9 protein-coding genes are annotated in these 13,710 nt (G+C 41.6%); all 9 read right to left on the bottom strand.

Annotated elements, in window-relative coordinates:
- Positions 1–39: 39 nt before the first annotated feature.
- The 9 genes from DWX23_RS20720 to DWX23_RS20680 all read right to left on the bottom strand — a co-directional run bounded on the left by DWX23_RS20720 (position 40) and on the right by DWX23_RS20680 (position 13,189).
- Positions 40–1,827: a RagB/SusD family nutrient uptake outer membrane protein gene (locus DWX23_RS20720; RefSeq protein WP_122375857.1), complete on the bottom strand. Its 1,788-nt coding sequence runs from the start codon at positions 1,825–1,827 to the stop codon at positions 40–42.
- Between the two features lie 19 nt (positions 1,828–1,846).
- A complete protein-coding gene (locus DWX23_RS20715; protein WP_122375856.1) occupies positions 1,847–5,242 on the bottom strand; it encodes a TonB-dependent receptor in 3,396 nt (1,131 codons plus the stop codon).
- Positions 5,243–5,396: 154 nt separating this feature from the next.
- Positions 5,397–6,392, bottom strand: a complete 996-nt coding sequence (locus tag DWX23_RS20710; RefSeq protein ID WP_122375897.1) for a FecR family protein — start codon at positions 6,390–6,392, stop codon at positions 5,397–5,399.
- Between the two features lie 98 nt (positions 6,393–6,490).
- Positions 6,491–7,069: an RNA polymerase sigma-70 factor gene (locus DWX23_RS20705; RefSeq protein ID WP_122375855.1), complete on the bottom strand. Its 579-nt coding sequence runs from the start codon at positions 7,067–7,069 to the stop codon at positions 6,491–6,493.
- A 369-nt stretch (positions 7,070–7,438) separates the two neighbouring features.
- A complete protein-coding gene (locus DWX23_RS20700) occupies positions 7,439–8,791 on the bottom strand; it encodes a TolC family protein (RefSeq protein WP_122353288.1) in 1,353 nt (450 codons plus the stop codon).
- Positions 8,792–8,809: 18 nt separating this feature from the next.
- Positions 8,810–9,931, bottom strand: a complete 1,122-nt coding sequence (locus DWX23_RS20695) for an efflux RND transporter periplasmic adaptor subunit (RefSeq protein ID WP_122353287.1) — start codon at positions 9,929–9,931, stop codon at positions 8,810–8,812.
- A gap of 38 nt (positions 9,932–9,969) precedes the next feature.
- Positions 9,970–11,235, bottom strand: coding sequence for an ABC transporter permease (locus DWX23_RS20690; RefSeq protein ID WP_122375854.1), 1,266 nt, complete (start codon positions 11,233–11,235; stop codon positions 9,970–9,972).
- A gap of 12 nt (positions 11,236–11,247) precedes the next feature.
- Complete coding sequence (locus DWX23_RS20685) at positions 11,248–12,513, bottom strand: ABC transporter permease (RefSeq protein ID WP_122375853.1); 1,266 nt, start codon at positions 12,511–12,513, stop codon at positions 11,248–11,250.
- Positions 12,500–13,189, bottom strand: a complete 690-nt coding sequence (locus DWX23_RS20680) for an ABC transporter ATP-binding protein (protein WP_187576530.1) — start codon at positions 13,187–13,189, stop codon at positions 12,500–12,502. The genes DWX23_RS20685 and DWX23_RS20680 overlap by 14 nt, the downstream gene beginning before the upstream one ends.
- Positions 13,190–13,710 lie beyond the last annotated feature (521 nt).

The raw sequence follows: 13,710 nt of genomic DNA, 5'->3' as shown, positions 1-13,710 counted from the left end.
CCTTAATCCTACAAAGATTTAATCAATCAATTATGTTTATTATTTCAACGGATCAAAAGTACCACCCCATTCTGCATTTTGCTCAATCTTGGAGTTACGGTCGATGACTTCCTTATGAATAGAATAGAACCAATGATTCAAATCCAGGTTGAACATGTATTGTTTATCCATATCAACACATTCTACATATTCGAAACGGAACAATTTACGGACTTCCGGATCATACATTTCCTTCGTCCAGTCGAAACCGGCTATATTACTCTGATCTTTTATCACCGGATATAAGCTGGCGCGATATTTAAGGTTGTTCAGAATATCATACCGTTTCCAACGGCGCAAATCAGCCCAACGTTTACCTTCATAGGCAAATTCTATAAAACGTTCATTAATGTAGGCTTCACGAATGTCGCTTTGAGATGTTGCAGTAACTCCGTAGTTACCCGTACTCGATTCAATACCTGCACGTTTACGAATATCATACAATACCTGCAATGCTTCACCACTCTTACCCAATTCGTTCGCACACTCACCATAGTTCATCAAAACCTCTGCAAAACGAATTTCGATCCAGTCGATATCTGCATCATATACGGTAGCTTGCGTCAAATCCGGATCCAAACCTTTTTTCTGATAGTAACCGGAAGAATTACCACCAATACCTTTATTCAACTGATCTTGTATCAAAGTCACATATTTATAACCCGTCGACGATCCTTCATCTGCCATTAGTTTCCATGCATTCCAATACTTCATATCGTCAGTCAATACATCACTACATGGATATTCCGTTCCCGGACAGAATATTGTCGCATAAAAACGAGGATCACGATTCATATAGAAGTCGGTCATAAACTGCTCATTGTAAGTTGGATCATTAGCCAAACGATTCACATCCAATTCCAATTTGGAACCATCCCCTTTCGGAAATGCCATTAGAAGCGGAAATATAGCCTGGTTATTATTTGCACCGTCTTTTGTCAATGGTTCAGGACGAATACTTTTTTGATCCAGCTTATGATCCGGATAAATGTACTGGTTCACCATAACTACCTCACGATTCTGTTCATCATACCAAATATCTGCAAAATCGCCTTCATATAAACCTTTACCTACACTTTGTAAAAAGTCTACAGCCGCTTTATTTGCACTATAGGCTGTCTCCCAACGGGACTGATCGCTGTTCGGATTAAACAACGGACTGGCATATTGTAACAACATACGACCTTTAAAAGCCATGGCGCAGCCTTTGTCGATACGTCCATAATCTTTTCCTTCCCACGTATCAGGGAGAGAGGCGATTGCTTCATCCAAATCTTTCACGATCTGTTCCACGCATTCGGAGGTACTGTTTCGGGTGACAAACAAAGAGGGAACATCTGTCACATCTTGAAAATGAAGAATCAATGGAACACCACCTACTGAAAATATTTTTCCCCAATAATCCCATGCCCTCCAGAAAAGAGCCTGACCTCTTAACGGTTTCTTTTCTTCATCTGTTAAAACAGTCACTGTTTCCAACTGATCCAAGAAGAAGTTAATACGATCTATATTTCCATAATCCAACTTTTGTCCGCAATTATCAATCGTGATCTGTCCTCTGACATATTCACTCATGCTAGTAGGACCATTCATCCCCTCATCCGTATTGTTGGCACTAACAGGCCATCCCGGCAACATTCTGCCGTAAATATCGGTCAGGAATGAACTGATCATTGTTTTATCTTTCCAGACATTATCCGGAGTGATCGTTCCGGAATTTTCATAGTCCAAACTACAACCGCATAGGATAGCAAGGGCTAAACTGCATATAATATTTTTTCGTTTCATACTTAACAAAGCTTTTTAGTTAGAATTTCACATCGACGCCAAAGTTCCATGACCGCAAAATCGGGAAAGCATTTCCATTTCCAATTTCCGGATCATAATAATTCTTATTAAAGCTACTTAATACGAATAAATTTGTTCCGGTAACAAACAAACGGACATTATCAAAGATCTTATTATAGAATTGTCCCTTAGGCAAATCATAGCTTACCGTCAAATATTTCAGACGCATAAAACTAGCATCTTTCAACCAGTAGCTGGAATTTGTCTGATATGTTTTCGAGTTGTTGTTACCGATACGTTTCGGCAATGTAGCATTTGGAGTTTCCGGTGTCCAGCTATCATAATACCATTGGTTCCACATACGGTTCCATTCTACGCCACCAGCCAAATCAGACATCCATTTCTTTTCGCCCAATCTTCCGGAGAACATCATATCGATATTTAAACCTTTCCAGCCGCCACCCAGATTCAAACCATAAATAACAGGGAAGTTACTGTCTTTTAATATTACCCGGTCCCAATCGTTTATTACACCGTCGGGAGTTCCGTCAGGCCCACTGAAATCCTTAAATACCATCATACCCAATTCCGGAGATAAACCGTTATGTTTGTAATTCGGATTAGCTGCCTTAAACGCATCCAGTTCTTCCTGAGTACGGATGATCTTATCAAATTCCCAACCTGTTATATAAGAAGTTGATTTACCTTCTGCGATATCGATCCATTGCGCATTTTCCGCATGGTCTTTTTTAATTACTTTGTTCCAACCATACGACATCGTCAAGTTTGCGAAATAAGAGAAATCTCTACTTTGTCCGCGATAACCCAATTGGAAATCGATACCTTGTGCATGAACCTCTCCATAATTTTCTGCCGGCATGGACAAACTAAATGTCGACGGCAATGTATTAGTACGGCTACCCAAAATATCATAAGAATTACGGTACCAGTAATCAGCAGACATATTCCAATGGTTCAGGAAGTTCATATCCACTCCGACATTATAACTCAATGATTTTTCCCAAGTCAGATTCGGGTTGACCACACTACCATAAGTTATACCAACCGATTTCACAGGGCTTTTACCAAAATAAGCAGAATTACCTGAGCTATAAGACTCTTGCCACTGCCATCCACCAACGGAATCGTTACCAGTCAAACCGACAGAACCACGTAATTTCAAGAACTGAATGGCACTTCTATTAAAGAAGCCTTCTTCTGAAATAACCCAACCGAGAGACCCTGCCGGGAAGAATCCCCAACGCTGCTCCGGAGCAAAATTCATAGAACCGTCTTCACGGAAAGAGAAAGTTGCCAAATACTTATCGGCATACGAATAACTGAACTGGCCGATATAAGACATACGACCACTGATCCAGTCGGTATCACCATTTCCCCAAGTATCCGCACGGGCACTACTTGCAGCCCAGAACTGGTCGGTTGTATATACCGGAAAAGTTTCACGTCCGCCTGTAACACCAGCACCACCACCTTCGTACCATTCCGTTACGAATGCTGCCGATACACGATGTACGCCTTTAAATACATTTTCATAATTCAACTGGAAGTTAAACTGTTTGTCATCACTCCAACTGGATTTACGCTCAATATAATCCTTACCGACCCATGTCGACTTTCTTGTACTTATGATATCATTATCATTTGTCGACATAATGCGATTATTCGTACCACTTTTTTTCATGGTCACCAAATCATAGTTGATATAAAATTTCTTGTTGACATCGTTCGTCCAACTTCTGCTATAAGAAACTTTTGCGCTTAAACCTTTCAAGAATGGCATCTTATAAGTAGCACTGATAACAGCTTGAGGTTTCAACATCTGTGATTTGTTATAACCACCCCTACCATCGACAGCAGCTCCCATATTGGCAATCCAGCCATAATCGATATATTGTCCGTTATCCGTATAAACAGGTTGGTCCGGTTGCCAGACTCTCAGTTTACTATAATTGGATCCAGCATCTTCGAAAACAGCGTTTCCTGTGAAGTTATTGTAAATAGCCAAACCGGCAAAGACCTCTAAGTCTTTTGTAATATCGGCTGTTACATTCATACGAATGTTATATTTATCATACGTCAACGGCTTCAAAAAGCCCTCTTGTTTCACATAAGAAGCAGCCCCGAAATAGCGAACCCGATCACTACCGCCATTTACACTCAGGTTATGTGTTTGAGTTGTCGGATTCCTCCATACTGTTTCCAACTGGTCATACCCCCAACCACCATTTATCGTTTTAAAATGATCAATTTCATCCTGCGACCAGGCCCAGCCAGCAGGATCGGCAGAACCATTGATGCGGGTGTACATTTCACCAGCCTGAACAGCACTTGTCAACTCTGAATTCTTTGTACGGGAATCCGTACTAAATCCATACGAATAATTAAACGTCGGTTTTCCCCGATTACCTTTTTTAGTCGTAACAATTATTACACCACCGGCAGAACGGGAACCATAAATAGCAGCAGAGGCAGCATCCTTTAATACAGAGACATCCTCGATTTCATTCGGGCTCAAATTATTAAAATCACCACCACCACGAACAACACCATCGATCACATAAGTAACATTCTCTGCGTTCCAGGAAGCACCTGTACGAATGGAGATACTAGGTGCAGCACCAGGAAGAGCACTCGGCGTACTCACATTCACACCTGCTAATTTACCGACCAAAATATTTCCGGCAGAAGTAGTAGGAAGCGCTTTCACATTCTCATCCACCTTCATGGAAGATACCGCACCTGTCACCAGTCCTTTTTTCTGAGTCATGTAACCGACAACTATCACTTCATCCAACAACTCCGTATCACTAGCTAACGTAATATTGAATGCTTTTTTCCCCTTTACCGGTACTTCCAGATTCTTAAAACCTACATACGATATTAATAACGTCGCATTATCATCCACATTTAAAGAAAATTTACCGTAGATATCCGAAATCGTACCATTATCCCTGGTACCTTTCTCTAAAATATTAGCGCCGATCACCGGTTCGCCATTCGGATCATAAATAGTACCGGTAACGATCTTTTTATCCTGATCGACCGCCGTTGTAATAAAAGTGGTTTCTTTCGGTTTATAAATAGATATTGTTTTATTTTCAATATCATATTTCACCTCCATGCCTTCAAAAACGGAGGCCAGTACCTGATTTAAGGTTTTATCTGTTGCATTAACCGTAACTTTTTGTTTAATATTTATATCATTGTTACGGACCAGGATAGAATATCCCGTTTGTCGTTCTATATCATCAAGAACTTTACTGATAGGTACATTTTGATGATGTACTGTAATTTTTATACTTTGCATTGCCGCATTAGCATACACAGAAGCAGAGATTACACTCATCGCCAAAAATAAGCCCAATTGTTTGATTGAAAAATACTTTATTTTCATACTTTTGTAACGATTTTGTTAGTTAACAACTAATTAATTCAAAAAATCATCTAATGAATCGGAGAGAAGTGCCAACCATCTCCGATTCTTTTTTTATCCGGTTCTTTCCATAAGTTCTCTTTTTTAAGTTAAACATTCTATTTCACTCGTAGTTTTATTTATCTCTTAATGTGATGACACCTCCACTCTGTTCAAAACGATACTTCTTGTCCACATCTATAAAATTAAACACCTCCTGAAGCGACATATTCAGATCGATACTTCCTGAAAAATATTCATTCGTCACTTTTTGGCTATCCACATGGATCTTTATATTGTATTTCCGTTCTATATCCTTCAATATATCCAGGAAAGATGCATTCACAAAACTCAATCTGCCCGTCGTCCACAATGCTGATTTATAGGAATCGGCGGTCTCGCTGTACAAGTCTCCGGTATTGCGGTTGTAAATAGCTTTCTCATCCGGTTTCAAACGAACATACTTATTATTGGCAAAGACATCGACTCCTCCATCGATCAGAGATACTTCTGTCGATTGGTCTTCCAGATAGTAACGGAGATTAAATTCCGTACCTGTAACTTTCACCGTCATATCCCCGGCATATACCTGAAATGCTTTTTCTTTATCTTTTGCCACCTCAAAATATCCTTCTCCCACTAGATATACATTTCGTTCTTTTTTTCCATAAGATAACGGATACTTTAACACGGAACCGGAGTTTAGGACTACTGTGGAACCATCCGGTAAAAGAACTTTTGTTTGTGAACCCAAAGGGACCGTTGTCTCATTATATAACTGGTCACCCGATTTATCCAACTCATTATATGTAAAAATCGAACCGACAGATACAGTTACCATTAATAAAAGGACAGCAGCAATATTCCGGGCATAAACGAACCACCTACGCCGGGATATTCCCAAGGTTGTCAAATGCAATCTTTCTTTCAGATGGACATATCCGGTCTCTTTCCGGGATTCAAAAGCAGGAATATGGAGCAAAGCATACAGCTTGACCATCTCATGGTATTGTTTCCGATATAAATCCGACTCTTCTATTAAAGCAAACAAAGAGATCTTTTCTCCGTCTGTTATCGAGCCCGAAATATATTTATCCATTAATTCCTCAAATAGTATATTTTTATCTTGCATACTGCGTATATTTTCTGTCTGTTTATAATTAATACACATCCCAATCGAAAAACATTTAGATGAAATCATCTTTTTTTCAAGATTGGTGAAATAAATATTTAGTAAATAAAAAAGAGAAGAAGATGTTTAAGGGCTTGCTTCAAACGGTCGGTTGCATTTTTGAGCTGAACACGTACTGTACTAACAGTCAGTCCCATATCCTCTGCAATTACATCAGCAGCCTTTCCGGCATAAAAATATTCTTCAAAAACTTTCCGGCATTTTAAAGGTAATTGGTTCACAGCCAAACGGATCTCCTCTTCGGTCTGTCGCATTTCCACGTACTGTAAAGGGGCGGGAGTCGATTGAATATAAGATTCCTGATGAGCCAGTAACTGATCTTTGTGAATATCCAGCATATTCTGCTGGCTTCTCTGTGAACGAATGTGATTAAGACATCCATTCTGTACGGAACGAACTAAATAATAATGAATTGGATACGCTAAGGTATCCCTTTTAAACCAGACATTTATAAATACATCATCTACAATTTCAGAACAAAGATCTTTGTCCAGTAAGTAATATAGGGCAATTGCATTCAGGTAACTATAATAGTAGCAATATAACTCAGAAAAAGCCTTTTCAGAACCATTTCTGATCTGTTTTATGATCTCTTCATTTATATGGTTTGTATTCATGACTATTCATCCAGTAATTATATTAACGATATTAGTTCTAGAAGAACTGAGGAATAGTTATTGTATTATTCACATAAATATCAGGAAGTTCCAAGCAGGAATACTTCTGTTACTTTTTGTATAAAAAATAGAGGGATATTGATTTATATAAGATAAGAGAATGGAAAAGGACTTAGTTCTTCTAGAACTAAGTCCTTTCAAGTATTTCGATCACTTTCTTACGCAGCAAATATAATATTTATTCACTCATTTTGAACTGAATTCACTAAATTAATAACAAAGGGAAGCTTTCTCACGAAAACCTCCCTTCCTCTTGGTGTGTCTATCAATTATGTTGTAAAAAGGATCTATATCCTTGTGTAAAGAATATTATAAAGTAATCGGTATTCCGTGATAGAAATCCAGAATCTTGGCACGGAATATAAAGTTGTATTTCGCCTGTGTCTGTTCGGCCAAACTCTGTGCATACTTGGTTTTTGCTTCGCCGTATTCAAAAACAGTACTTTTTCCTGCACCATAACGTTCTTCCGCATAAGAGAATGCTATTTTACTGGCATCGACCGACTTGTCAGACGACACATACTTTTCCTGGGCAGCCGTGGCATTGTAATAAGCCTGCTGGATCTCTTTGTAAAGTATCTTTTTGGAATTCTCCATCAGCAACTCACGATTATGGATAGCGAGGCGGGCAGAACGGACACTGTTACGAACCTGAAAACGGTTAAAGATCGGAATACTCAAACTGAAACCGATCGATTTCTGTCCGTTATTCTTCAACTGATCGCTGAACGGAGCGTTATTGTACTCCCCATCACCGAAGTTATGATAATAACCGTTGCTGTAACCGGCACTGAAATTCAGTTTGGGATAATAACCGGCCTGAGCCACCTTCAACATTTTCTTCTGACTTTCGAGCAGGTATTCCTGTTCCTTGACCTGCGGTTTGACACCTACGGCATAGTCGTACACCTGATCAGGAGGAATGATACTACTCATATATTGAGCCACCGCATCACCGGTTTCCGGCTCCTGTACATCGAAGTTTTCACCATCACGTTCCAGTTCCAGACTTTGCGTCAGGTCAAGCAATGCGAGTTTCACGTTATTTTTCGATTCGGTCAATGTCACTTCGTCTTTAGCCAATTGTGCTTTCATATCATACAATTGGGATACAGGCACTTTACCGGCATTATAAAGAGCCTCGGTCTTCGTTACCTGCTCCGAACTGAGTGCCACCTGCAATTCGGCGATCTTCAACATTTCCTTATTATAAAGTACCTGCAGAAAATAAGAAGCCACATTTATGGAAAGATCTTCCTTTGCCTTATTCAACGTTTCGACAGACGCTTTCAGATCCAGCTTGCGGGCTGCAATATCGTTGGGTATTTTGAAACCGTCGAACACTGGCATACTCAACTGGATAGAAGCAGAAGTATTTGCCGAGTTACGATCGACGATCAGACCATCTTTCGATTCCGAACGGCCAAAACCGAAATTCTCATTGATACTGGCATTCAGATTGGGTAACCAGCTATACTTGCTGGTGTGCAGTGTTACTTCCTGATTCTGCCGCTCCAGTTCTTTCTGCTTCAGGTCGATATTATTTTCAATAGCGTAACGGATACATTCCTCCAGCGACCATTGCCTGGGTGCTTCCTGTGCTCCTGCCGAAGCACAGAGAAGAGATGATGCCCATACTACGGATAGTATTATTTGCTTCATAGTTTACTCGTTTTATTTCTATTTCTTATTTGCATCGACAATTCCTCCGCGGATCTTGTCATTTTCCGTCAAACCTTCTTTCACCTCAATCTTGATACCATCAGATAAACCGACAGTGACAGGACGTTTCTCAAACAACTGTTCCGGCTTTTCCTGTTTTACGATCTGCACGAAAGTAGAATCGCCGCTGAACTCGACACAGCTTTCAGGAATTGTCAGGACATCAGACGCACGTTTCAGAACGATCTCGGCATTCGCACTGTAACCGGCACGGATAAAGGCATCTTCCGGCATCTGCACAGCCGCTTTGATCTCGAACAGGACGGCACCATTTTCTTCCACTCCTTTCGGAGCCACATATTCCAGCATGGCATCGAACGTACGGCTATCCAACGCACCGACCGTCAATTTGATCGGCATCCCTTCATGGATACGCCCCACTTCGGTTTCATCCACTTTTCCCCGGAAGATCATATTGTTCATATCGGCTACGGAAGCAATCGTCGTACCGTCGTTGAATGTGTTCGACTGGATCACAGAGTTGCCGACTTTGATAGGAACGTCCAGAATCATACCGGTAATCGTTGAGCGAACCTGTGTCGTACTGGAGGAAGCTGACTTTCGGGAAATTCCTTCACGAATGATTTCCAATGCATCCTGTGCATTCTCTGCTTCTTCCTGTGCTTTCTTGTAATTAGCCAAAGATGTTTCATAATCTTCTTTGGAGATCACACCCTGGTCATGCAATTCCTTATCACGTTTATAAGTCGCTTCTATCTGTTCCAGACTGATCTTTGCTACACGGACACGCGATTCGGCACTGTTCAACTGGACCATTTCCGGAATCACCTTGATCTTTGCTATGATCTCACCCTCCTTTACCATCTGTCCGGCTTCCTTCAGTACTTCGGAAATGATACCCGACATCTGGGGCTTGATGAGTACTTCATCGCGGGGTTCCACCTTTCCGGTCGCCACAGTCTTTGTTTCCACCGAGTCACGTTTTGGGGTTACCACTTCATACATAGTGATGACTGGCTGTGCCTTTTTCCACAAAAAGTAGAAAGTGCCGACCACCGCGGCTCCCACCAATACTAAAAAGATGATTCGCAGGACTTTCTTTACGATACGATTCTTCATGATTATATAGTTTATTTTAATTGACAAATGATATACTGTTATTCTTCTCTGATTGCATCAATAGCCTTGATCTGCATGGCACGCCAAGCCGGAATCAATCCCGCCATCAATCCACTGATAAGTAAAACGACGGTTGCTGCAGCTGCAGCTCCGATATGTATTTCCGGATTACTGAAGAAGGTGCCGTTATCAGAAGCACTGCCACTGCTTTCCAGCAAATTATTGGCTATATCCAACAGGAAAACCCCGCAACTCAACCCTATCAAGCCAGCCAGAGCCGTAAGCAGCAAACTCTCGCTCATGATCTGGGAAATGATATCGAACGGCTTTGCCCCGATAGCACGGCGTACCCCAATCTCACGGGTACGCTCCTTGACCGTCACCATCATAATATTACTAACGCCGATAATCCCCGCCAGCAAAGTACCCATTCCCACCAGCCATACCAGAATATTAATTCCGGTAAAAAGCGTTTCAAAACTGTCGAACTGCTTAGCAATCGTAAAACTGCTGACAGCCTGCGGGTCGGTAGGCGATATTTCATTTTGCGATTTCAGTACGGCTGTTATATCTTCCACCATCTTATCGCAAGGATAACCATCGTCGGCCGTTGCACAAAGGAACCAGAATTTATCCCCCTGGTTTGCAACCTGCTGTAAGGTTGTGAACGGTAACATGATACTTTCCTCCGTACGTCCTCCGATCTGCACACGTGGTTTAGGTTTAACAACTCCCACCACCTGATAGTAAATACCGTTTACCCGGATATACTCTCCAATCGGATCTTCACCAGGGGTGAACAATACTTCACGCACGATACTACCGATCAGACAGACCTTGCGTTTGTCCTTTACGTCTACCTCATTCAGTAAACGTCCTTCCAATACGTGCTGTGTTTCTATATTGAAATATTCGGAATGTACACCGCGTACATTATAAGTACCGGCTTTCTGTCCTCTCACCACATTATTTTGTCCACCCCACGACATCGCCATCGGCGACAAATAACGAACACCTTTCACCCGATTACGGATCGTTTCCAGATCACGGTTACGCATCTGCCAGTAACGTCCTTTCTTGTAGCCTTTGTAAGGCTCGCCCGTACGTTCGGAAAAGAAAAAGGCTGAATTGGTGGCAAAACCATTCACATTCTTCCATACTCCGTTCTTGAAACCGGTACCCGATCCCAACAGGATAACAAGCATCAGGATTCCCCAAAACACCCCGAATCCGGTCAGCAGGCTTCTGGTCTTGTTGCGGGTGATAGTCACCCATATCTCTACCCAACGGTCTATATCGAACATATCTATCTGTTTTTATTCGTTTCTCATGGCTTCGATAGCCGTAATTTTCACTGCTTTCCGGGCGGGGAAATAACCCGCCAACACGCCTGCACCGACAATAAGCAACGTCGACATCAAGGCTACGGTCAAGTCGACCGTAGGATTCAGGAAAGTACTCATATCATCGTCGGAAGAAGCTTGTCCCATCTTTGCACTTTCCATAATAGCATTAATACCTTCTGTCAGCCCCACCCCGGCAATCATACCGAGATAGCCGAACACGGCCGTTATCAGGATAGATTCTACGATGATCAGTTTCAGGATAGAAAAAGGGGTGGCTCCAATCGCTTTACGAATACCGAACTCGCGGGTTCGTTCACGGACTGTGATCAGCATAATATTACTAACACCCACAATACCAGCAGCCAGTGTTCCGATACCGATTATCCAGATAAACAGGGCGATACCATTCAGCATCCCGTTAAACATGGCAAAATCTTCAATCGTGCTCCACATACCGATCGCCCGCAAGTCTTCCGGATCAAACATGTGCCGTCTTCCCATTTGCTGGCGGAAACGTTTCTCGAAAGCCTCGTATTCCTCTTTCGTATTGATACCATCCAGGGAGAAGATAATATTATCCAACCCGTAACCAGAACGGTACAATTGTTGTGCCGTAGAGAAAGGGATATAAGCCGGAGCATTATTATTATTGTCCTCATCCGTATAAACACCGATCACCTGATAAGGTACATCACCGGCATTCACATATTTTCCTAACGGATCCTCCGAGCGGAAAAGCACTTCTTTTATACGGGGACTTATAACGATCACCTTTCTTTTCTGAAGTATATCCACTTCATTGATAAAACGCCCGTTGCCGACTGTCATCTTGATCTTGTCGATTATCGCCTTATCGGGATGTACTCCCTGCAAAGAATAAGAATTATACTCTTCTTTGTATGAAAGCGTATCACTCTGGTAAAGAACACCCGATATCAGGTTCACTTCCGGATTCTGTTGTTTCAGACCGATCAGGTCATCATCCTTATATTGAATACGCCGGTTCGTCTGCATGCCCTTATACGGCTTGCTGGCATAACGTGGCCATGTCTCCACACGGTTGCCCGCCCAACGGTCGAAGTTGTGCATGATACCGTTCTTCAGCCCGTTGCCCGCTCCCAGCAGGACGATCAGCATAAAGATCCCCCACGCCACGGAAAAACCGGTGAGGAACGTACGGAGTTTGTTCTTTTTGATCGTACTCCATATCTCCCGGAAATTATCAAAGTCGAACATACCCTTTTCCTTTTTCTATGTTTTCTATCAAACCATCCTTTACACGAATGATCTTTTCTGTAGCGTCAGCTACGGATTGTTCGTGGGTGACGATCACCATAGTCATACCTTCTTTATTCACGTTGCGAAGAAGTTCCATTACCTCAACCGTTGTCACACTATCGAGTGCACCGGTTGGTTCGTCTGCCAGAATCACTTGTGGTTTAGCAATGAGGGCACGGGCAATAGCGACACGCTGTTTCTGTCCGCCGGACATTTCGTTCGGCATATGCTCCGCCCAATCTCTTAAGCCGACCATATCCAGGTACTCCATCGCCATGGCATTTCTTTTCTTACGGTTCATTCCCTGATAATAGAGAGGGAGCGCCACATTCTCCATCGCATTTTTAAAAGAGATCAGGTTAAACGACTGGAAAATGAAGCCGATCATCTGGTTACGAAGTTCAGCTGCACGCGTTTCGCTCAGATTCTGAATCAATTGTCCATTCAAATGATAGGTACCCGTATCGTAAGTATCTAATATTCCCAGTATATTCAACAGTGTCGATTTTCCCGATCCGGAAGCTCCCATGATCGAAACCATCTCCCCCTTTTCTATCTCCAGGTCTATACCTTTCAAGACGTGCAGCGGAGCACCGTTGAAATACGTTTTGTTAATTCCTTTCAGCTGAATCATCATATTTGTCATTTCTTTTCATTATTAGACGTACACATTGCTAAAAATGTTACACATTTAAGGAACTTTTTTATTCTCTGACGGAACAAATGTATATTTATATAAAATACCTTGTATCGCAAGGTACTGATTTTTAATCTATATTAACTTTGTAATTTTTACTAATCCTGAAGAATTGCGGTAAACTACTTAACAAATAAACTGATTACAAACGGATTTACTGCATCCATTAATTTTTTTTCTTATAAATTGATAAAAAACAGTTGAACTTACTAAAAGCTATACTATATTTGTTTTCAAGTAAGCATTTAGCATACATCCTGTTAATCAATGCTTTAAAGACCCCTATTCAACATCTGTTTTGTGGCTGATAATTGTCGGCCGTTCGGTTGATATTTATCGGCCATACGGTTGATAACCGTGAACCCATCGGCCGACAATTATCAACCACTGATTTCCCGCCATTGTCCTGTCCTGAAATAAGTTGACAAAACACCACGGTAAACTTATGTCAGAATCGA

It is taken from the genome of Parabacteroides sp. AF18-52, from assembly GCF_003479145.1.
GTDB lineage: Bacteria > Bacteroidota > Bacteroidia > Bacteroidales > Tannerellaceae > Parabacteroides > Parabacteroides faecis.
The sequence above is the reverse complement of the archived record's forward strand: the minus strand, read 5'-3'. Positions and strand labels throughout refer to the sequence as shown.